Origin of the sequence: Kocuria tytonicola (assembly GCF_003687455.1) — a bacterium.
GTDB lineage: Bacteria > Actinomycetota > Actinomycetes > Actinomycetales > Micrococcaceae > Kocuria > Kocuria tytonicola.
In genome coordinates this window covers 55,398-76,446 of record NZ_PHOA01000001.1, presented here as the reverse complement: position 1 = coordinate 76,446, position 21,049 = coordinate 55,398, and the positions used below count along the sequence as shown (strand labels likewise).

The 21,049-nt window shown below is 72.7% G+C and carries 16 protein-coding genes; 11 read left to right on the top strand and 5 right to left on the bottom strand.

Translation table 11 applies throughout. From position 1 onward, the window contains the following. The first annotated feature begins 34 nt into the window (after window positions 1-34). Together guaA and CWC38_RS00360 are read left to right on the top strand one after the other, a co-directional pair. Window positions 35-1,633, top strand: a complete 1,599-nt coding sequence (guaA, locus tag CWC38_RS00365; RefSeq protein ID WP_121844883.1) for a glutamine-hydrolyzing GMP synthase — start codon at window positions 35-37, stop codon at window positions 1,631-1,633. Window positions 1,634-1,813: 180 nt separating this feature from the next. After that, the gene (locus tag CWC38_RS00360) at window positions 1,814-5,629 is read left to right on the top strand and encodes a DUF4011 domain-containing protein (protein ID WP_240624961.1); all 3,816 of its coding nucleotides are present in this window, start codon (window positions 1,814-1,816) and stop codon (window positions 5,627-5,629) included. Window positions 5,630-6,101: 472 nt separating this feature from the next. Here CWC38_RS00360 and cpaB read toward each other — a convergent pair whose 3' ends face one another. The 3 genes from cpaB to CWC38_RS00340 form a co-directional block, all read right to left on the bottom strand. Next, window positions 6,102-6,773 carry a Flp pilus assembly protein CpaB gene (cpaB, locus tag CWC38_RS00350; RefSeq protein ID WP_121844871.1) on the bottom strand — a complete coding sequence of 224 codons (672 nt, stop codon included), beginning with the start codon at window positions 6,771-6,773 and terminating at the stop codon, window positions 6,102-6,104. Window positions 6,774-6,970: 197 nt separating this feature from the next. After that, on the bottom strand, window positions 6,971-7,333 hold the full coding sequence (locus tag CWC38_RS00345) for an FmdB family zinc ribbon protein (RefSeq protein WP_121844870.1): 363 nt from the start codon (window positions 7,331-7,333) through the stop codon (window positions 6,971-6,973). Window positions 7,334-7,385: 52 nt separating this feature from the next. Continuing rightward, window positions 7,386-8,081, bottom strand: a complete 696-nt coding sequence (locus CWC38_RS00340) for a 5-formyltetrahydrofolate cyclo-ligase (protein WP_240624960.1) — start codon at window positions 8,079-8,081, stop codon at window positions 7,386-7,388. A 109-nt stretch (window positions 8,082-8,190) separates the two neighbouring features. On the opposite strand from CWC38_RS00340, the gene galU reads away from it, so the two are divergent. The 4 genes from galU (at window position 8,191) to CWC38_RS00320 (ending at window position 12,958) form a co-directional block, all read left to right on the top strand. After that, window positions 8,191-9,099 (top strand): UTP--glucose-1-phosphate uridylyltransferase GalU, encoded by a 909-nt coding sequence (galU, locus tag CWC38_RS00335; RefSeq protein ID WP_121844869.1) that lies wholly within the window; start codon window positions 8,191-8,193, stop codon window positions 9,097-9,099. Window positions 9,100-9,160: 61 nt separating this feature from the next. Further along, window positions 9,161-9,757, top strand: a complete 597-nt coding sequence (locus CWC38_RS00330; protein ID WP_206059826.1) for a GNAT family N-acetyltransferase — start codon at window positions 9,161-9,163, stop codon at window positions 9,755-9,757. Window positions 9,758-9,984: 227 nt separating this feature from the next. Then, entirely contained in the window at window positions 9,985-10,902 is a 918-nt protein-coding gene (locus CWC38_RS00325; RefSeq protein WP_240624959.1) for a hypothetical protein, read from the top strand. A gap of 82 nt (window positions 10,903-10,984) precedes the next feature. Then, window positions 10,985-12,958 (top strand): CYTH and CHAD domain-containing protein, encoded by a 1,974-nt coding sequence (locus CWC38_RS00320; protein WP_121844867.1) that lies wholly within the window; start codon window positions 10,985-10,987, stop codon window positions 12,956-12,958. A gap of 139 nt (window positions 12,959-13,097) precedes the next feature. Here CWC38_RS00320 and CWC38_RS00315 read toward each other — a convergent pair whose 3' ends face one another. Both CWC38_RS00315 and CWC38_RS00310 read right to left on the bottom strand, forming a co-directional pair. After that, window positions 13,098-14,921 carry an MDR family MFS transporter gene (locus CWC38_RS00315; protein WP_121844866.1) on the bottom strand — a complete coding sequence of 608 codons (1,824 nt, stop codon included), beginning with the start codon at window positions 14,919-14,921 and terminating at the stop codon, window positions 13,098-13,100. Then, window positions 14,918-15,541: a TetR/AcrR family transcriptional regulator gene (locus CWC38_RS00310; protein WP_121844865.1), complete on the bottom strand. Its 624-nt coding sequence runs from the start codon at window positions 15,539-15,541 to the stop codon at window positions 14,918-14,920. The genes CWC38_RS00315 and CWC38_RS00310 overlap by 4 nt, the downstream gene beginning before the upstream one ends. Window positions 15,542-15,835: 294 nt before the next feature. Here CWC38_RS00310 and CWC38_RS00305 point away from each other — a divergent pair, with 294 nt between their 5' ends. From CWC38_RS00305 to CWC38_RS00285, 5 genes are read left to right on the top strand one after another with little or no spacing between them, the layout of a single operon-like run. Further along, window positions 15,836-17,008 carry a glycosyltransferase family protein gene (locus tag CWC38_RS00305; RefSeq protein ID WP_206059825.1) on the top strand — a complete coding sequence of 391 codons (1,173 nt, stop codon included), beginning with the start codon at window positions 15,836-15,838 and terminating at the stop codon, window positions 17,006-17,008. After that, the gene (locus CWC38_RS00300; protein WP_121844864.1) at window positions 17,005-18,222 is read left to right on the top strand and encodes a glycosyltransferase; all 1,218 of its coding nucleotides are present in this window, start codon (window positions 17,005-17,007) and stop codon (window positions 18,220-18,222) included. Before CWC38_RS00305 ends, CWC38_RS00300 begins: the two co-directional genes overlap by 4 nt. Further along, window positions 18,215-19,165: a WcbI family polysaccharide biosynthesis putative acetyltransferase gene (locus CWC38_RS00295; protein WP_121844863.1), complete on the top strand. Its 951-nt coding sequence runs from the start codon at window positions 18,215-18,217 to the stop codon at window positions 19,163-19,165. Before CWC38_RS00300 ends, CWC38_RS00295 begins: the two co-directional genes overlap by 8 nt. Then, a complete protein-coding gene (locus CWC38_RS00290; RefSeq protein WP_121844862.1) occupies window positions 19,162-19,812 on the top strand; it encodes a DUF3253 domain-containing protein in 651 nt (216 codons plus the stop codon). The genes CWC38_RS00295 and CWC38_RS00290 overlap by 4 nt, the downstream gene beginning before the upstream one ends. A 30-nt stretch (window positions 19,813-19,842) precedes the next feature. Continuing rightward, window positions 19,843-21,027 (top strand): M20 metallopeptidase family protein, encoded by a 1,185-nt coding sequence (locus CWC38_RS00285; RefSeq protein ID WP_121844861.1) that lies wholly within the window; start codon window positions 19,843-19,845, stop codon window positions 21,025-21,027. Window positions 21,028-21,049 lie beyond the last annotated feature (22 nt).

Below are 21,049 nucleotides of genomic sequence, written 5' to 3'. Positions count from 1 at the left end.
GGGGGAGTGCACCGCGTGTCCTAGACTGGTGGGCGTGACTGAAACCTCTGACAACCTGAGCGAGCTGGAGCAACGCCCCGTCCTCGTGGTCGACTACGGTGCGCAGTACGCGCAGCTGATCGCCCGCCGGGTGCGCGAGGCCAACGTGTACTCCGAGATCGTCCCGCACACCTGGTCCACCGAGCAGATCCTGCAGCGCAACCCCGCCGCACTGATCCTCTCCGGCGGCCCCGCCTCCGTGTACGCGCCCGGGGCGCCGCAGCGCGACGCCGAGCTGTTCGAGGCCGGTGTGCCCGTGCTGGGGATCTGCTACGGGTTCCAGGTCATGGCCAACGCGCTGGGCGGCACCGTGGAGCGCACCGGTGTCCGCGAGTACGGCGCCACCACGGCCACGTCCACCGAGGCCGGGATCGGCACCCTGCTGGACGGCACGCCGGACGTGCAGACCGTGTGGATGAGCCACGGCGACTCGGTCACCGCGGCCCCCGAGGGGTTCACCACGCTGGCCACCACCGAGGGCGCCCCCGTGGCGGCCTTCGAGAACCGTGAGCGCCGTCTCTACGGCGTGCAGTGGCACCCCGAGGTGAAGCACTCGGCCTTCGGCCAGAAGGTCCTGGAGAACTTCCTGTTCAACGGCGCCCAGCTCAGCCCCACCTGGTCCACCGGCAACATCATCGAGGAGCAGGTCGCCGCCATCCGTGCCCAGGTGGGCGACGGCAAGGCGCTGTGCGGTCTCTCCGGCGGCGTGGACTCCGCGGTGGCGGCCGCCCTCGTGCAGCGTGCCATCGGGGACCGGCTCACGTGCGTGCTCGTGGACCACGGCCTGATGCGGCAGGACGAGGTGGCGCAGGTGGAGAAGGACTACGTGGCCGCCACCGGCGTGAAGCTGCACATCGCGCGCGAGCAGGAGCGGTTCCTGGAGGCGCTGAAGGGCGTCACGGACCCGGAGACCAAGCGCAAGGCCATCGGCCGCGAGTTCATCCGCGCGTTCGAGGCCGCGGAGGAGAAGGTGCTGCGCGAGGAGGCCCAGGACGGCGAGCCCGTGCGCTTCCTGGTGCAGGGCACCCTCTACCCGGACGTCGTCGAGTCCGGGGGCGGCGAGGGCGCCGCCAACATCAAGAGCCACCACAACGTGGGCGGTCTGCCCGAGGACCTGCAGTTCGAGCTCGTGGAACCCCTGCGCGCACTGTTCAAGGACGAGGTCCGGGCGGTGGGCCGCGAGCTGGGTCTGCCGGAGAACATCGTGGGCCGCCAGCCCTTCCCCGGCCCGGGCCTGGGCATCCGCATCATCGGCGAGGTCACGGAGCAGCGGCTGGACATCCTGCGGCGTGCGGACGCCATCGCCCGCGAGGAGCTCACCCGGGCGGGTCTGGACGACGAGGTGTGGCAGATGCCCGTGGTGCTGCTCGCGGACGTCCACTCGGTGGGCGTGCAGGGCGACGGCCGGACCTACGGCCACCCGATCGTGCTGCGCCCCGTGAGCTCCGAGGACGCCATGACCGCGGACTGGTCCCGCCTGCCCTCCGAGCTGCTGGCCCGGATCTCCAACCGGATCACCAACGAGGTGGAGGAGATCAACCGGGTGGTCCTGGACATCACGTCCAAGCCCCCGGGAACCATCGAGTGGGAGTGATTCCCGCACCCTGAGAGTCACCGTCAGTTCCGGTGCGCCGGTCCGCCCCATCTCCCCCGTGGTGCGCAGACCGGCGCACTCGTGAGTAGGAGCACCATGCCGACACCCGCACCCCAGGACAGCCCCCGATCGACCCCCCAGGACACGGGTGCCGTACCGGAACGGGGTGAGCGTCCCCGCGTGTCCCTGCGCTCGTGGACCCAGCAGATGGACGCGTACACGGGACCGGACACCCTCCTGGACTTCAACCAGGTGGACAACGTCTGCATCGACCTCACGGAGGCGAACTCCTCGGGCCAGGCTCAGTTGCTCATGCAGCGGCCCACACGGCTGTCCACGATGATCCACCAGGACACGCCCGCCTACGACCGTGCTGTGCGCTCCGCTCGCGCCCTGCGCACCAAGAGCCACGAACTGTCCGTGGGCCACGGCCTGGACGCCGCGTACCTCGCGGCCGGGACGGCGTCGTGGCTCGCGGATCCGGTGGCGGACGGGCTCCGCCGGTTCATCGCCCCGGTGCTGCTCGCTCCCGTGAGCCTCAAGCTGCGCCCGGACCACAAGGACTTCGAGCTGCACGTCGTGGGCCCGGCCCACCTCAACCCGGCCCTGGTACGGCGGCTGCGTGAGGACCACGGGGTGGAGCTCGCCACGGCGGAGATGTCCCGGCTCGCGTACGGCACGCGCAAGCTGGACCCCGCACCCGTGCTCGAGACGCTGCGGCAGCTCGCCGCGCACGTTCCCGGGATGCACGTGGAGCACCAGCTGGTGGTGTCCACGTTCGCGGACCTGCACGAGCGTCCCGCGGACGAGCACGTGCTTGCGCGCACGCAGCTGGTGGAGGACCTGGCCCGGCTCAAGAACCCGGAGGTGGGCAAGCTCCCGGTGGTGCGGGAGGTGAGCAGCCGCGCACCCGCCCTCGACCGTCGGGACCCCGCCGACGAGCTGCTGCTCACGGACCTGGACGCGAACCAGCAGGAGGTCGTGGACCTCGCCGAGCAGGGGGAGAGCTTCGTGGTGGGCACTCCCGTGGGCACCGCCGCCGTGGACACCGTGGTGGCCACCGTGGGTGCCCTCGTCCACCGCGGCCGCAGCGTCCTGGTGCTCGGGGAGTCCCGCACCACGCTCGCCGCGTTCACCCGGGCCTGGAACCGCACCGGCCTGGACTCGCTCGTCCTGCCGCTGGGCTCCCACCTGAGCCCGGACGACGTCGCCGAGCGGCTCGTGCGCGCCGTCGCCCGCAACGAGCGCGCGGCGGAACCGGCCACCGAGCAGATCCACGACGTGCTCCGGCGCAGCCGTGAGCAGCTGCGCGTGCACGAGGAGTCCCTGCACACCCGGCGACCCCGGTGGCAGGCCTCCCCGTACGAGGCCATGCAGGCGCTCGCGGAGCTCACCGCGCGGGAGCCGGGGCCCCAGACCACCGTGCGCTTCCGCCGCTCCGTCCTGGACGCCGTCTCCCACCGCGGCGAGGTCCGCCGCCAGCTCCAGCGCGCGGCCGCGCTGGGGGCATTCGACGCCGCCACCCTGGCGGGCCCGTGGCACGGCGCCCGGCTGGTCAACGACGACGAGGCGCGCCAGGCGCACGACCTCGCCAAGTCCCTGCTGCTGGAGCTGACGACCCTCAGCACCGCGATGCGCCACGTCCTGGGGGTCTCGGGCCTGCGGATGGGCACGAGCATCGCGGAGTGGGGTCAGCAGCTGGAACTCGTGATCGACGTGGGCAACTCCCTGGCCCACCTGACCCCGGACATCTACGACCGGCCCGTCACGGACCTGATTGCCGCCACCGCCTCCGCGGCCTGGCGCCGCGACCACGAGATCGAGCTCAGCGGGCTGCAGCGCTCCCGCCTGCGCAAGGCCGCGAAGGAGTACATCCGTCCCGGGGTCCACCTCTCGGACCTGCACGCGGCCCTCGTGAAGGTGCAGTCGGAACGGGACCGTTGGCGGCAGTGGGCCACCACCCTGGAGCAGCCCGCCGTCTCCGACCGCGCCGAGGAGACCCTGCGCACCCACCGCCGGTTCCGGGAGGACCTCGAGGGCCTGGCCATCGCGCTGGAGGGCTCGGCCACTGCCCAGCGGCTCGAGAACGCCTCGGTGGACGAGCTGCAGGAGATCCTGGACGAGCTCATCAACGACGAGCCGCACCTGAGCACGCTGCCGGAGCGCACCGTGCTCCTGGACGACCTGCGCGCCCGTGGCCTCGGGGAGTTCCTGGAGGACCTGGAGACCCGCCGTGTGCCCGCGGAACGGGTGGACGACGAGCTGGAGCTCGCCTGGTGGCAGTCCGTGCTGGAGGCCATGATCAGCGGTGACGACTTCGTGGCCATGCCGGACGGGTCCCGGCTGCGCGCCACCGAGTCCGCGTTCCGCCGCGCGGACTCGGCGCACATCGCCTCCGCCCCGGCGCGCCTCGAGCACGCGCTCGCGACCCGCTGGGCACGGGACGCCAGACGCTTTCCCCGCGAGGCGCGGGAGCTGCGGGACATGCTCCGCAGCGGCCGGGTGCGCACCGAGCAGCTGGACCGGGTCCAGCACCTCACACCGGCCCTCGTGCCGGTGTGGACCGCGAGCCCACTCGTGCTCACCGCCACGCTGGGCGAGGAGCAGCAGGTGGACACCGTGGTGGTCCTGGACGCCGAGTCCACCCCCCTCGCGGCCGCCCTTCCCGCGATCGTGAAGGCGCGCCAGGTCATCGCGTTCGGTGACCGCCACGCGGGCGGCCCGCAGCCGTTCACCGTGGCCCCCCAGGTCTCCGCGCGGGACGTGCCCCAGCCGGTGGCCGAGGTGGACTCCGTGTACGACGCGCTCTCGCGCGTGGTGGACTCCCGCTCCCTCACCTCGGTGCGGCGGGCGCTGGACCCGCGCCTGTTCACCTACCTCAACGACGCGTTCTACGACGGCGCCCTCACCCGGGTCCCGTACGCCTCCGAGCTCATGGGCGCCACCACGGGACTGTCCGCGGAGTACGTGGTGGACGGCGTGGGGGTGCTCACGGCAGGCAGCGAAGGTGTGCAGGCGCCGTCGGCCGAGGTGCAGCGCACCGTGGACCTCGTCTTCGCCCACGCCGCGCGGCACCCGGAGCGCTCCCTGGCGGTGGTGACCGCGAGTGCGCTGCATGCCGCCCGCGTGGCGCAGGCGGTGCAGCGCAGGCTGCGCGAGTCGGGCGAGTCCGCGGAGTTCTTCGCCCCGGGCCGGGAGTCCTTCCGTGTGGTGGAGCTGCACCGGGCGGCGGGCATCGAGCGGGACACGGTGATCTTCTCGCTCGGCTTCGGGCGCACCACCTCCGGGCGCAGCACCCCGCAGCTGGGCTCGCTGTCCGACCGCGACGGTCGTCAGGCGTTCGTGCGGGGCATGACCCGGGCCCGGCGCCACACGCACATCGTGACGTCCATCCATCCCAAGGACACGGAACCACGGCGCCTGCAGCACGGGGCCAAGGACATGTACCACATGCTCGAGGTGCTGTTCGGGGAGGAGACCACCTCGGAGCGTGCACCGGCGCCCACGGCCGATGCCGAGGAGACCACGGATGCACTCGTGGCCGATCTGGCGCGGCGGCTGCGCGGAGCGGGGGCCACGGTGCACACCGGCTACGCGCACGCCGTGGACATGGCCGCCCACGCGGACGCGGAGTCCCTCTCCGCGGGCGCGGTGCTGCAGCGCTCGGGCCCGGAGACCCAGGTGCGGATCCCCGTGGCGCTGCAGTCCGACGGCTCGGAGCGCAGCCGGGGTCTGAGCGTGCGAGAGCGCTCCCGGCTGCTCCCGCAGCAGCTCGAACGGGCCGGGTGGAACTACGTGAGCCTGTGGTCCGTGGAGGTCTTCACGGATCCCCAGACCGTGGCGGGCCTCGTGCAGCGCTACCTGGGTCTCGGAGAAGCGCAGGGGGAGCAGCAGATCTCGCCCGCCGCAGCGGTGCGCCGGGGTGCACCGCGGGTCACGGAGGACTCCACCCGCGGGCTCGGCCAGGGGCCGTCCGAGGGCGAGCACCGTGCCTGAGGACGTCCCCACCGGGGGCGCCGAGGGCTCTCCCGCGGCAACCCCGAGTGGCACGGGGGTCTCCCGTGGCGAGCCCGTGACCACGACCGGGGAACCCTCGGCACCCGGGCAGGTCGGGGAACGGACCCTCCCGGGAGGGAACCTCTCCGGGGACTCCGCCGTGGGCCGCGGGCGGCGTCGGGGCACGCACCGGCGTGCCACGGGGGGAGCGGCACCGGATACGGAGCGGGCCCTGGGCGACGCGGAGTGGGGCGACGCCGCCCGGCGCCTTGGCGCCGACGCGCCGGAGCCGGGGGAGGGCGCTTCCACCGGGGGGCACGAGCAGTGGCTGCGTGAGCAACGACCGCCCCACTGGGGCTGAACGCGCCGGGGCGGGTCTCCCGGTGCCCCGTGGAGCACGTGCTCCTGGCCGGGCCGCGGCCCTGCCCGTGCTTTGCACCCGGCACTGACTCCCGCCCTGCACCTGGTGGGGTCACCGTGACACCAGCACCAGGGACACCCGGCCCGAGCCCTCCAGGGAGGCGAGTTCCGTGGCCGTCTCCCGAGGCGCGGCCAGCACCACGAGTCCGGCGTCGCCGTCCGTGCCGCCGCCGGACAGCACCGACGAGCCCTGCTCCGGTGGAGCTGCCGCGGCCCACAGGACGGTCACACCGCGGGCAGCGGTGCGTCCGGGGGACGAGCGGGCGTCGTCGGCGTGGTGCACCACGTCCACGGCGTCACCGGGACGCACGTGGCGGAGTACCGCGGGATCGCTGACCCGCACGGTCGCGGCCGTGGTCCCGGACGGCTGCCCCGCGAGCACACCGGGCCCCAGCACGGTGGAGGGTGTCACGGGCTGCCCGGCCGTCAGCGCCACCGTGGTGGTCTGCCCATCGGCCTCCGCGAGCGAGGTGCGGGCCCCTCCCGGCACGAGGTCCGCGGGGAACTCGGTCATGACCAGGTCACCGGCGGAGAGGTGCCGTCCCGCGGGAACATCCCGCGCGGCCGTCACCACGGGGGTGGTCTGCGCCCCGGGTGGTGCGAGGCGCAGGACCACGAGCGTGAGGGCCACGGCGCACAGGGCTGCGGCCACGAGGCGGTGGCGGCGTCGCACCGCGGTGCGCAGCCGGAGACCCAGTGGATAGCGGGGGAGGCGTGAGGACATGCTCGGACGCTAACCGGGGTGGCACCCCATCGAGGGTGGTCGTCCGCTGTTGTGGGCGGTGCGGGCGCGGCCCGTGGCGCCCGCACCGCGGTGCAGATCGGATGCCGCGGTGAATCCGGCGCGTGGGCTCAGCGCGCGCGGTGGGTCCGGTGCAAGGGCTCTGGGGAGCGCGCCCGAAGCAGGCGGGGGAGCCCGGGTCAGCTGTCCTGTGAGGTGCTCGTGCCGGCCTTCCCGGCGCCGGTGCCCGAGGAGGAGGGCGTCCCGGAGCCGGAGGAGGAGTCCGCGGAGCCCGAGTCCTTGCCGGTCCCGGAGGACGGGGTCGACGAGGTGCCCGCGGACCCCGAACCGGAGTCGTCCGAGCCGGAGGAGCCTGCGCCGGACGCCGAGCGGGAGTCGGTGCGGTAGAAACCGGAGCCCTTGAAGACCACGCCCACCGAGTTGAACTTCTTGCGCAGCTGCCCGCCGCACTCCGGACAGACGGTCAGGGCGTCGTCGGAGAAGGACTGGCGGATGTCGAATGCGTGGCCGCAGTCTTTGCAGGCGTAGGCGTAAACGGGCACGGGAGTGTTCCTTCGGGCGTGGGAGGGGCCGGTGGTCGGTCGAGCTCACATGCTACTCGGGCGGCAGCGTTTCGGATCCGCCGCAGGGCGTGGCGCCCCGTCCGGTCGTCGCAGGAGCCGGAGAGCGGTCGCCAGCAGGTTCTCGCAGTACCACGACCCCGTGCTCGGTCAGCACCGTGTCCAGGACCGCGTCGTGGGACTCGCGCGGCACGGACCCGGCGGGCATCACCTCGTCCGCGAAGCAGCACGCCATGATCCGGGGTCGGTGGCCCGCGGCCGAGAGCACGGGCAGGAAGCGGTCGTAGTACCCGCCGCCGAATCCCAGCCGTACCCCGTCCCGGCCCACCGCCACCACCGGCACCACGAGGAGCCCCACGGCGGTGAAGGCTTCGGTCCCGTGGCGCTGCCCGGTCGGCTCCAGCAGACCGGGCAGCGCACCGGGGGCGAGCGGCGTCCCCGGCTGCCACCGCACCCAGCTCAGACGGCGGCCCGGTTCCACCGCGGGCAACCACACCCGGTGGCCCCGCTCGTGCGCCTGAGCCAGCGCGGGCAGCAGGGGCGGTTCGCCGGGCAGGGGAAGGAACGCCGCGACGTCGGGCGCGTTCGTCTCCGCCAGCACACGCGCGAGGTGACGGGAGAATCCGGCCTCGGCGCCGCGCCGAGCTGCGCCGGCCCGACGACGACGCCGTTCCAGCACCTCGCCCCGCAGCCGCGCCTTGGCGTCCGCATCCGCCGGTCCGTTCGTCACGTGGGATCTCCTGACCGTGCTGTCCGCTCTTGGGAGTACATCGCCCTGTTCCCGCATCACACGGGCACGAGAACCCGGCGCGCGGGGCGTCGTCGTCTACCCTAGGTCCATGAGCTCACAGGAGACCACGCGCGTACACAAGGCCGTCATCCCCGCAGCGGGGCTGGGCACCCGCTTCCTCCCGGCCACCAAGGCGATGCCGAAGGAGATGCTGCCGGTCGTGGACCGCCCGGCCATCCAGTACGTGGTGCAGGAGGCCGTGAACGCCGGCCTGGACGACGTACTCATGATCACGGGACGTTCCAAGCGTGCCCTGGAGGACCACTTCGACCGCGTCCCCGCGCTCGAGGCGCAGCTGAAGGAGTCCGGCAAGGACGCCCTGCTCTCGGAGGTGGAGCATGCCTCGGACCTGGGCGAGATCCACTACCTGCGCCAGCAGGATCCCCAGGGTCTCGGGCACGCGGTGCTGCGCGCCAAGATCCACGTGGGCGAGGACCCCTTCGCGGTGCTGCTCGGTGACGACCTCATCGACGAGAAGGAGGACCTGCTCGCGCAGATGATCCGCGTGCAGGAGCGCACCGGGGGCTCCGTGGTGGCCCTCATGGAGGTGCCGCAGGAGAGCATCAGCGCCTACGGCTGCGCGGACGTCAGCGTGGTCGAGGGGGAGGACTTCGTCCAGGTCAACGGCCTGGTGGAGAAGCCCGCGCCGGAGGACGCCCCCTCCAACCTGGCCATCATCGGCCGCTACGTCCTGCACCCCGAGATCTTCGAGGTCCTGGAGAGCACCGCGCCGGGCCGGGGCGGGGAGATCCAGCTGACGGACGCCATGCAGACCATCGCGGACCGCGGCGAGGACGCCCACGGCATGTACGGCGTGGTCTTCAAGGGCCGCCGCTTCGACACCGGGGACAAGCTCTCCTACCTCAAGGCCAACATCGAACTCGCGTGCGAGCGCGAGGACCTGGGTCCCGGTCTGCGCTCCTGGATCAAGGACTACGCGCAGAACCTCGAGGCCTGAGGGCTTCCACCGGGTGGGCGCGGGAGCCGGGTGGCCGGTCACGGTGCAGTGGGCGCAGCTGATGCTGCGCCCACTGTCCTCGGCCGACCGGGGTGAGTGGGACCGGGTGCGGTACCGCAACCGGGAGTGGCTCGAGCCGTGGGAGGCCAGCAGCCCCGAGCCGGGGGCCGCCGCCCCCTCCTTCCGCAGGTTCGTCCGGAGCATGCGGGAGCAGGCGCGCGCGGGCCAGAGCCTGCCGTGGCTGATCACGGAGCTGGAACCGCGGAGCGGGCGGCAGGAGCTCGTGGGGCAGCTGACCGTCTCCAGCATCACCCTGGGATCCTTCCGCTCCGCCACCCTCGGGTACTGGGTGGACGGGGCCCAGGCAGGCCGCGGCATCGCCCCCCTGGCCGTTGCCATGGCCACCGACTACTGCTTCCAGCACCTGCGGCTGCACCGCATGGAGATCAACATCCGCCCGGAGAACGCCAAGTCCCTCCGCGTGGTGGAGAAGCTGGGGTTCCGGGACGAGGGTCTGCGGGAGCGCTTCCTGCACATCAACGGGAACTGGGCCGATCACCGTAGCTTCGCGCTGACTGCCGAGGAGGTTCCCGAGGGGCTGGTGCGGCGCTTCACGGGCGGGGAGGACGGCATCACCGTGCGCGCCGCGCCACGTTGACCACCGGCCGGTATCCGCCAGCCCCAGTGGAGTGGGAACCGTGCGGACACCCGCACACCGTGGCGCCTCCGCACCCCGGGGATCCTCGTGAGAACCGGAGGAAGGGCAGGTCACGCAATGGCGGTCCTCACGAGAACCATCGAATTACATTGATGTGAGCAACACGCTCATTCCAGCAGGGGAATCTTTCCGCCCTGCCCTACCCTGAGACGGTGGGATTTTCGTGGGTGAGTAGTTCGGTGGTGCTGGTCGCCATCATCGTGCTGTGCGCGATGTGGCTCGCACCGCACGTGGCCCGGCGGACCAGTGTCCCCGTGCTCGCTCAGGTGGAGGCGCCGGACCTGCAGCTGGACTCCGCCCTCCACACCGGGCCCCAGGACCGCCCCTCGCCCAGTAGAGTGGTCGCGAGAGACCGATCACACGTTCACGAACGGGAGACGACAGCCATGGACACCACGGCACATGCGCCGAGCGCCCTCACGGTTCAGCGGGGTTCCCTGGCGGGGCTGCGCATCAAGTGGGACCGCACGATCGTCTTCGCCGCCGGTGTCGCGCTGTTGCTCGCCGCCGTTCTGACCGCGCTCGCGGCTCCCTTCACCGCCGTCACCTGGGCCGTTCCCGTGGTCCTGCTGCTCCTGGGCGCCGGGTGCGTGGCGGGGCTGCGCTACCTCGCCGTGACCGAGCGCGAACAGCGCGCGGCCACCGGCTCCTCCGGGCACCGCTCCGCACCTGTCCAGCACACGATCTTCGACAACGAGGACGAGGTGCGCCAGGACCTGGCGGAGCAGGACCGTGAGGCCAGTGCCGCCCTGGACCTCCCCGCCCAGGACGAGGTCCCCGAGATCGAGGACGCACCGCGCCCCGCGGCCGAGCCCACCTACACCGTGGCTGAACTGCGCGCCATCGCGCTGCGGGTTGCCGGGTCGGAGGCCTCCGGATCGGGAGCCGCCACGTGGCAGCCCGTTCCGGTCCCGAAGCCCCTCTACACCCAGGCGCCCGTGGTGCACCGTGAGGCCCCCGAACCGCTGCGGGTGCCCGAGCGGCCCGTGGCCAAATCCGCCTCCCTCAAGGACGCCGTGCGCACCGGGGAGCAGGAGTCCACGGCGCTGAACCTCGACGACGTCCTGAAGCGGCGCCGCGCCTGACGCCTCGCACCACCCACCACTTTGACGACAGCTGCGCCGCGGACCTCACGAGGACCGCGGCGCGCTTCACACAGGGAGCACCATGGTCACGCATCAGGTCGAGATCGAGCGCAAGTACGACGTCTCGGGAACGAAGAAGCCCAAGCTCAAGCTGCACAAGCTCGAGCACTTCACGGTGGGTGACCCTGTGGAGCACGAGATGTCCGCCACCTACTACGACACCGCAGACCTGCTGCTGTCCCGCGCCAAGGTGGCCGTGCGGCGTCGTACCGGGGGCGGCGACGACGGCTGGCACGTCAAGTACGAGGCGGGCCGGGCCCGGGGTGAGCTGCACCACGAACCCCTCAAGACCGCGCCCACGAGGCTGCCGGCGGCGCTGCGGAAGGTCCTGCTGGGTCTCACGCTCGGTGAGGAGCTCAGCCCCGTGGCCACGGTGGACACCCACCGCACGCTGCACCCCGTGCTCTCGGAAGGTCAGCAGTACGCGGAGCTGTGCCTGGACGCCGTGACCGCGCGCGACGAGCGGGCGGGCGTCACGCGTGCGTGGACGGAGTGCGAGGTGGAGCTCACGCGCGACGACCTCACGGAGAAGCAGTCGCGTGCCGTGTTCGAGGCCGTGGAGAAGGTGCTGTTCGCCGCGGGTGCGGCGCCCTCCTCCTCGGTGGCCAAGATCGCCCGTGCCCTGGGGCAGGACGGCGGTGACACCGTGCGCGTGGTGTCTCCCGCGGACGCCCCGGGCAACGACGCCGCCGGGTCGGGGGCCGCAGACACCGCGTCGGACACCTCGGGCACCGGCGCGGCGGCGGACGCAGGGGACGGAAGAGGGACCCCCGAGGGCGCAGACCCGAAGGGCAGCACGTCCAAGGGCACGAAGAAGGACAAGGGCAAGAAGAAGCACAAGGGCGCTGCGGCGGCGGGCCCCGGTCAGGACCGCAACCCGTCCGCCCCGAAGACCCCGAAGAAGTCCACCGACCACGCCGGGCGCAGCGCCGCACAGGACCGCGAGTCCGAGGGCGAGCGGGACGGCAACGCCCCGGTTGCGGGGAAGGACCGGGGACCGGCCCGGGAGAAGCCCGCGGAGCGCACCGGCGCCGACGTGCTGAGCCTGATGATCACCCGCTTCACGGACCAGCTGCAGCGCTGGGACTTCGCGGTGCGCATCGGAGCCGAGGACTCGGTGCACCAGATGCGCGTGCGCTCGCGGGCCCTGCGCAGCGTGCTCCAGGCATCCCGCGGTTTCCTCGCGGACGAGACCGTGGTGGACATGGAGCAACGACTCAAGGACCTCGCCCGGGTCCTGGGGGACGCCCGGGACCAGGAGGTTGCCCTGGAGCGGCTGGACGTGCTCCTGGAGGGGCAGCCCTCGGGGGTCCTCAGCGCGGCGGCGAAGGCCGACCTGAAGGAGGCCGCCCGTCACCTGGGAACGGACACCGGCCGGGCGGTGCGCCGGGAGCTGGACAGTGCACCGTACCTGCAGCTGCTGCGTGACCTCCGGGCCCTGGGCCGCGGAGAGGGGTTCACGGAGGAGCCCGCACGGGTGAGTGCCAAGAAGTTCTCCAAGGCCGTCCTGGGAGCTGCGCTGAACCGGGTCCTGGTGACCGCCACCACCACCCTGCCGGCTGCGGGCGAGGACGTGGAGCTCAGCCAGATGGCGGTGGACGTGGGGGAGCGGATCAGTCTCCCGGGCAAGGATCCCCGCCAGACCGCTGCGGCGTTCGACGTGCTGCACGAGACCCGCAAGGCCGCGAAGTCCGCGCGCTACGTCTGCGAGGCGCTGACCGCGGCCCACGCCAGACCCGGCAAGAAGCGCACGCGGGCGGCCGTGGTGGCCAAGGACTACCAGGACGATCTCGGGGTCATCACGGATGCCGCGGTGATGGAGGAGTGGCTTGCCCGGGCCGCCCGGTCCTTCCAGCGCACCGGCAAGGACCGCTACGCGGTGGGCGTGCTGCACGGCATGGAGCTGACCGAGCTGCGCAACGGGATGCTCGAGTCCGCGGAGATCCTGGAGGACCTGGTGGAGGATCTGAAGGACGCCCTGCCCTCCAGGGATTGACCGGGCGGCGGCGAGCGTGACAAGGGGCTGGCCCCACGGGACGATCTCGTCCGGCGGGGCCAGCCCCTTTCGCCGTAGAAGGGCGCTCCTCGCATGCCGTGCGGGCTCCGCCTGCGAGGCACACCCTCCGGACCGTGGGTCAGGCGCGGTGACGCGGTGCCCGGCGGCGGCCGCGGCCGGAGCGGCGGGCCGTGGCCCCGGTGGCGGTTCCGCCCGCGGAAGCAGGGGTGTCCGAGGCCGTCCCGGCAGGTACGGGGGTGGCCGGAGCGGACGCCGTGACGGGGCCTGCCGCGCGCTCGGCCGACGCCGCGGCGTCGTCGTGCGGAACGGTCGCGGCCGTGGGCGCGGTCTCGGACTCGTCTTCGGTCAGGCGGGCGGGTGCGGGGTCCACGGCCGGCATCTCACCGGTGGCCAGGTCCACGCGGGTGGCCAGCGGCTTCTCCTCCACGAACAGGAGCATCACGAACGCCAGGGCGGCGAGCGGAATCATGAACAGGAAGATGGGCAGCAGGGCGTCGTTGTAGGACTGGATGACCGGCTCACGGAACATGTCCGGGAGTCCGTGGACGGTCTGCGGCGTGAACGAGTTGGCATCCATCGCACCCCCTCCGCCGGCGGCCTTGCCGGGAACCTTGGGCAGGTTCTCCTCCAGCAGGTCCTTCAGGCGGGAGATGAACAGCGAGCCCACCACGGCGGAGCCCACGGTGGCGCCCACCTGGCGGAAGAAGTTGCTGGACGCCGTGGCGGTGCCCACGATCCGGTTGGGCACGGAGTTCTGCACGATGAGCACCAGGATCTGCATGCTCACACCGATGCCCGCGCCGAACACCGCGAGGAACGCGCACATCTTCCACGTGGGGTCCGCGACCTCGAGGGTGGAGAGCAGCCACAGGCCCACGCCCATGACGAGCATGCCGATCAGCGGGAAGAACTTGTAGCGGCCCGTGCGGGAGACGATCTGCCCGGACAGGATGGAGGTCAGCAGCAGCGAGGCCATCATGGGGGTCATGAGCAGGCCCGCCTGCGTGGCGTCCACGCCCTTGACCATCTGGATGTACGTGGGCATGTAGCCGATTGCTCCGAACATGGCCACGCCCACGGCCAGCCCGGAGAGGGTGGTCAGGGTGAAGTTGCGGTCCTTGAACAGGGTCAGCGGGATCACGGGACTGCTCGCCTGGGTCTCCGCGAACACGAACGCCACGGCCCCGGCCAGGGTGGTGGCGCACAGCAGCAGGATCTGAGGGGAGGTCCAGTCGTACTGGGTGCCGCCCCACGTGCAGACCAGGATCAGGCACGTGGTGGCGCCGGCCAGCAGGACCATGCCCAGGTAGTCGATCTTCTCCCGCTCCTGGCGGGGGCGGCTGGGCAGGCGGAGGAACGCCGCCACGGCGATGATCGCCAGGATGCCCAGGGGAATGTTGAACGAGAACGCCCAGCGCCAGCCGGGGCCCTCCGTGATCCAGCCGCCCAGCAGCGGTCCGGCCACCGAGGACACGGCGAACACGGCGCCCATCACGCCCATGTACTTGCCGCGCTCACGGGCGGGCACCACGTCCGCGATGGACGTCTGCGCGAGGATCATCAGACCCCCGCCGCCCAGGCCCTGCACCACGCGGGCGGTGATGAGCCAGCTCATGGTCCCGGCGGACGCGCCCATCACGGAGCCAATGAGGAACAGCACGATGGCCGCGATCAGCACGGGCTTGCGCCCGAAGAGGTCGGAGATGCGCCCGTACACGGGCATCATCACGGTGGAGGCCAGGATGAAGCCGGTGATCACCCAGCTCATGTGGTCCACCCCGCCCAGGTCCCCCACGATGGTGGGCAGGGCGGTGGAGAGGATGGTCTGGCCCAGGGACGCGAGCAGCATGACGACCATGAGGCTCGCGAACAGCAGTCCGAGGTGCGGTGGTTTCTCGTCCGTCTCGGGGCTGGTTCCAGCCCGGGAAGCGGTGGCGGTCATGAGATCTCCTTGAGTGCGGTGCGGAAGACGCCAATGGCGTGGTCGAGAGCGTGCTGGACGGCGGCGTCGTCCTGGGACGCGGCGGCCAGGTGGGAGTCCGTGCGGAACGCGAACTTGATGACGGACCCCGCGAGCAGGACGAAGGCGTGGGAGGTCTCCTCGGAGCGCGGGCTCGCGCCGAGCGCGGACTGCTCCGTGACGGTGGAGACCACCAGGCTCTCCGCCGTGGTGACGTGCAGCCCGATCCGGCGCTTGAGCTCCGGGTGCTGCTCCACGAGTTCCTGCCGGTGGGCCATGAACTCGGGCGGTCCGGTGGCGTCCCGCAGCACGTCCATGAACAGGCGCACTGTGCGGGCGAACTCGTCCCCGGTGCTGCGGTCCATGTAGCGGGCGTGGGCGGCCTCCGTGATGTGCGGCGGCGTGAGCCCCAGGACGGCGTCCTCCTTGCTCGCGTAGTAGTTGAAGAAGGTGCGTCGTGAGACCCCGGCGCGCTCGGCCACGGCGTCCACCGTGGTGTCGGAGTAGCTGCTCTCGCCGGCGAGGTCCAGGGCGGCCCGGTGAATCTCGGCAAGGGTGCGCGCGCGGTGGCGTTCGCGCAGGGAGGGCTGGGACGTGGTCACCGCCCCAGGTTATGCACTCGTGCAATTTTGCACAAGTGCATTCTTTGCCCGGTGAGTATGATTCCTGTCACGACAGTTTCTTCGGCAAGCTCTCCGAGGCCGGTCGGGTCGACGACGCCGCGGCGGCACCCGCTGCCGCCGCACTCACCGCTCCCGCGTCGGCCGCTCGCTCACCGACCGCTCCGGCGCCGACCGTTCCTGCGTCACCCGGCGCGCGCGGTGGCGTCCCCGGCACGGTCGCGGTGACCGCCCGATCCCGTTCTGCGCGTCCGCGGCCGCGGCTACAGTGAGGGCGTGACGACACCCCTCCTGGCCTGTGTGGGCCCAGCGCAGCACGGCGTGCGCCTGCACGCGCAGCACCTGGCGTCCAGCACGCCGCAGGCCCCGTCCCTCACCGGCACGGTGGACGAGCTCATGCCCCGTCTGGTGGCCGGGACGTCCCCCGTGCACCTGCACTTCACGGACCGGATCTTCGGGGCCTCCCCGGCGCTCGCCGCGCGTGCGGTCGCGGAGATCGCGGCCGTTCGGCCGGTGTCGGCGACCCTCCACGACATTCCCCAGCCGTCCGACGGCCACGCGTTCGGGGCCCGCCGGGCCGCCTACGCCGAGGTGGTTCAGGCCGCCCGCACCGTGATCGTGTGCAGCGCGTCCGAGCGGGAGCAGCTGCGCCGCCACGTCCCCTGCTCCACGGACGTGTCCGTGGTGGTGGATCCCCTGCCCGTGGACCCGCCCGAGCCGGAGCAGTGGCGGGAGGCGCGCCGTCGTGCCGCCGGGGGAGGGGAGCCCACCGTGGGGGTGCTCGGGTTCCTGTACCCCGGCAAGGGCCACGACCGGGTGGTCCAGGCACTGACGGACGTTCCCGGCCCTGTGGAGGTGCTGGCGCTGGGCCGCGCCTCGGACGGCCACGAGGACCTCATCCCCGCACTGGACGCCCAGGCCCGCCACCACGGCCACTTCTTCCGGGCCAGGGGATTCCTGGACGACGCCGCCCTCACCCGTGCCGCCCAGCAGGTCACCGTGCCGGTGGTCGCGCCGTCGCACGTGTCCGCGTCCGGGTCCGTGGGGCGGTGGATCGCCAGCGGTCGCCGCCCCCTGGTCACGCCGCACCCGTTCTTCGAGGAGCTCGCGGAGCGTGCGCCGTGGGCCCTCACCCTGATCAGTGACCTCGACGCCTCCCTCGCCCGCGCCCTCGAGGACCCCCTGAGCACGTGGATCCACCCGGACGAGTGGCGCGCCGCGGACCTGCCCTCGACCGCCCGGGCCGCGGCGGTCCAGTGGGTGCGCGTGGCGGGCGAGCGCCCCTCGGAGAACGGTGCGGGCAGTCCCACGCACCCGACCTCGGGTCCCGGGTCGGGTGTCGGCGGTGCCCGATTCGCCGGGGAACCCCGGTCCACCGGGGATACCGGTCTCGGGGCATCCGAGCCCCGCGGTTCCCGCGCTGCTGCCGCAGGGGAGGGGACCGCATGAACGAGCCGCGGGTTAGCGTGGTCATCCCCTACTTCGAGAACCAGGCGGGTCTGGACCGTGCCCTGGCGGCACTGGCACGGCAGGATTTTTCGGTGCGGCAGCTGGAGGTGGTGGTTGGGGACGACGGCTCGGCGGTCCCCCCGGTGCTCCCCGCCACGCCCTTCCCGTGCCGCGTGGTGCGGCAGCAGAACCTGGGGTTCCGGGCCGGTGCCGCCCGGAACCTCGGTGCGCGGGCGGCGTCGGGCGAGGTGCTCGTGTTCCTGGACGGGGACATGATTCCCGAGCCCGGATTCGTGGGTGCACTGCTCGCGGGCCTCGAGTCCGCCGACGACGGCCACGGCGTGCTGGCCGTGGGCGCACGTCACCACGCGGACCTCACGGGGTGCGGCGTGACCGACGTCCTGCGCTGGGTCGCGGGGGAGCCCGTGCCGGGGGTGCGGCGGCTGCAGGACCCCGCGTGGCTCACGGACGGCTACCGGCGCACCGAGAACCTGCGCGCGGCGGGGACCGAGGACTTCCGGCTGGTCATCAGTGCGCTGCTCGCGGTGGACCGCGCCCTGTTCGAGCGCTGCGGCGGATTCGACGAGACTCTCGTGGGCTACGGCGGAGAGGACTGGGACCTCGCGTATCGCTGCCGCCAGCTGGGCGCGCAGTTCATCCACGTGCCGGGCGCCGGGGCGTGGCACGACGGGCCGGACCTCGCGGGCCGGGCGTCGACCCGCGCCGTCAAGGACGCCGAGACCCTGGCGCTCGCGCGGCGCATTCCGCTGCCGAGCACCCGCGGGGCGGGCGTGGTGCACGAGCAGCCGTGGGCCGTGGTGCGCGTGGCCGGCCACAGGGACGACGCCGAGGCCTACCTCACCGCGTCCCACGTGCTGCGGGACACCGACGCCGGTGTGTGGTTCACCGACCGGGACGAGGTGCCCGAGGCGCTCGCCGCCGATCCGCGGGTCCGCACGGGAGAACCCCCGGCCCGCATCCTGGACCGCGCGGTCGTCGCGGTGGACGTCCTGGCGCCCCTCGTGCTGGACGTTGCGCTGCGGCAGTGGTGCGCCCGCGGCGAGAGCCACGTGCCGGGACTGCTCACGGTGCGCTCGGTCCGGGCCGTGCACCGCGGCGAGTCGCGCCCCGAGACCGTGGCACCGGCAGACAGTGCCGCCCACGCGGCGGACACCGACCGACGACTCGAGGACAGGGTGGGACACCATGGCTGAGCTGGGATTCGATCCGCGGGACCCGGGCCGCCGGGCCCACTACGGCGACTTCTACGGACTCACGGAGCTGCCGGATCGGCCGCTGTTCGCCGTGTACGGCAACTGCCAGGCGGAGTCCCTGCGGGTGCTGCTCCACGGCGCCCTGGCGGGGGACTGGCACGGTGTGCGCATGCCCCCGGTGCACGAGCTGCTGGAGCAGGACCTGCCGCACCTGCTGGACCTGCTGCCGCGGCTGAGCCTGTTCGTGACCCAGCCCGTGGCCGCGGGGTACCGCTCCTTGCCCCTGGGCAACGACGACGTCCTGCCGCACCTCGCCGCCGACGCCCGGGTGGTGCGGATCCCGGCCATGCGGTGGACGGCGCTGATGCCCACCCTGGCGATCGTGCGCGCACCGGGTGTGGGCGACCCGCCCGTGGCGCCGTACCACGACCTCCGGGTGCTCACGGCGGCCGCCCGTGGTGAGCGCCGTGTGGAGCTGGCCCGGCCCGGACCGGACGCGGTGCGCGCCGCCCGGGAGGAGTCCCTGCGGCAGCTGCGGCTGCGCCAGCAGGCCCACCGCACGCTGGACGTCGCCTCCCTGCTGGACGCGGCCGGGCCCAACGCGGTGCACGTGATCAACCACCCGACCAACGGGGTGCTGCGGGCCGTGGCCGCCGCCGTCCTGGACGACGTGGGTCTCTCGGCACCCGTGCCGGACCCCGGGCGGGTGCTGCTCGGCGGCATCAGGGCGCCCATCTACACGAGCACCCTCACGGCACTGGGGTTCGACCCCGCGGACCTGGAGGGAGGCCCGCACGACGACTGGATCATCCAGGGCGAGCACGTCCCCGAGGAGGACGTGGCCGCCGAGCACCTGCGCTGGTACGCGCAGCACCCCTCGGTGGTGACGGCCGGTCTGGCCCGCCACGCTCAGCTGATCGAGGCCCTGGGGCTGAGGACATGAGCGCGGACGGTTCCCAGAACAAGCACTCGACGGAGGAGGCTGCGGTGGCGGCGAAGCACGGGACGGAGTCCGGGGACACGACGGAGACGGGTGACGTCGCGGAGGCGACCCCTGGGGCGGAGGGGGCGGCAGCGGCGTCGTCGTCCGGACCGGAGCGCACCCCGGACGGGCACCACATCGTGGTCAAGGGGCGGAAGTGGCGTGCCACGGACCCCGGGATCCCCGAGAACTTCCGCCAGGAGCTCGTGGACGAGCTGATGAGTGCGCGGCGCGCGGTGAGGTCGAAGCGCGAGCACGCCCGCGATCGGGTGCAGGACGCGAAGGTTGCCCTGGGCGAGCGCGGGGAGCCGTGGTGGGAGACCCCGTCGGAGGAGGGGCTGCGGGCCCGGGAGGCGGCCACCGTCAGGGCGCTGCTGCGGCACCGGGCGGGCACGAGCATCTGCCCGTCGGACGTGGCCCGCACGCTGGGTGGGGAGAACTGGCGCGAACTCATGCCCCAGATTCGAGAGGTCGCGGGCGACATGGCCGGTGTGGGTGAGATCACGGTCCAGCAGAAAGGTGAGACAGTGGACGTTCGTACAGCCCGCGGTCCCATCCGGCTCGCACCCGGACCGGAGCTCGCGGGAATGCCCGCGGACGGTGAGTGAGCCCGTCCGCCCACATCGAGGAGTCCGCACGTGACCTTCCTGGAGGACGCCCAGCTTCTGCACCCCGAGCTGGTGGCCCTGCGCCGCACCCTGCACACCAACCCCGAGGTGGGCACCCATGTGCCGTGGACCCAGCAGCAGGTGCTGCGCGCACTGGAGGGGCTCGACCTGGAGGTCAGCACGGGTGAGGCCCTCACCTCCGTGACCGCGGTGCTGCGCGGCGCGAAGCCCGGCCCCACCGTGCTGCTGCGCGGTGACATGGACGGGCTGCCGGTCGTGGAGCAGACCGGGTTGGAGTACGCCTCCACGAACGGGGCCATGCACGCGTGCGGGCACGACCTGCACACCGCCGCGCTCGTGGGCGCGGCACGGCTGCTGAGCGCGCGCCGGGACGAGCTCGCCGGGAACATCACGTTCATGTTCCAGCCGGGGGAGGAGGGCCCCGGTGGGGCGGAGCCCATGATCCAGGAGGGTGTGCTCGACGTGACCGGCGAGCGCCCTGTGGCTGCCTTCGGTCTGCACGTGAACCCCGGGCCGTGCGGCACGTTCAGCTACCGCCCCGGCACCGCGATGGCCGGGGCGAACAACCTCTCGGTGACCTTCCACGGCCGCGGTGGGCACGGCTCCCAGCCGCACACCGCGTTGGACCCGGTGCCCGCGCTGTGCGAGTTCGGCACCGCCCTGCAGACCATGGTGACCCGCCGGTTCAGCGTGTTCGACCCCGTGGTGGCCACCATGACACGGCTCTCCGCCGGAGCGGTGAACAACGTGATCCCGGACAGCGCCACCATGTCCGGGGACGTGCGCACGCTGTCCCGGGAGACCACGGACCGGTTCCCCCGCCTGGTGCAGGAGCTCGCAGACGGGATCGCCGCCTCCCACGGCCTGCGCGCGGAGGTCGACTGGTCCGAGCTGTACCCTCCCACGGTCAACGACGCCGCCGAGACCGCCTTCGTGAGCGACACCCTCACCCGGATGTTCGGCGCGGACCGGGTCTCCCTCAACAGGGACCCCCGCATGGGGTCCGAGGACTTCTCCTTCGTGCTGCAGGAGGTGCCCGGGTGCTACTTCTTCCTGCACTGCACCCCGCCGGAGGTGGACCCCGCCGCGGCCGGGTGGAACCACTCGCCCACGGTGCTCTTCGACGACTCCGTCCTGGGTGCGCAGGCCGCCGCCCTGGCGTCCGTGGCGTGGGAGCGGCTGGCGCGGGGGTGAGCTGAGGTGCCAGGTCCGGGGC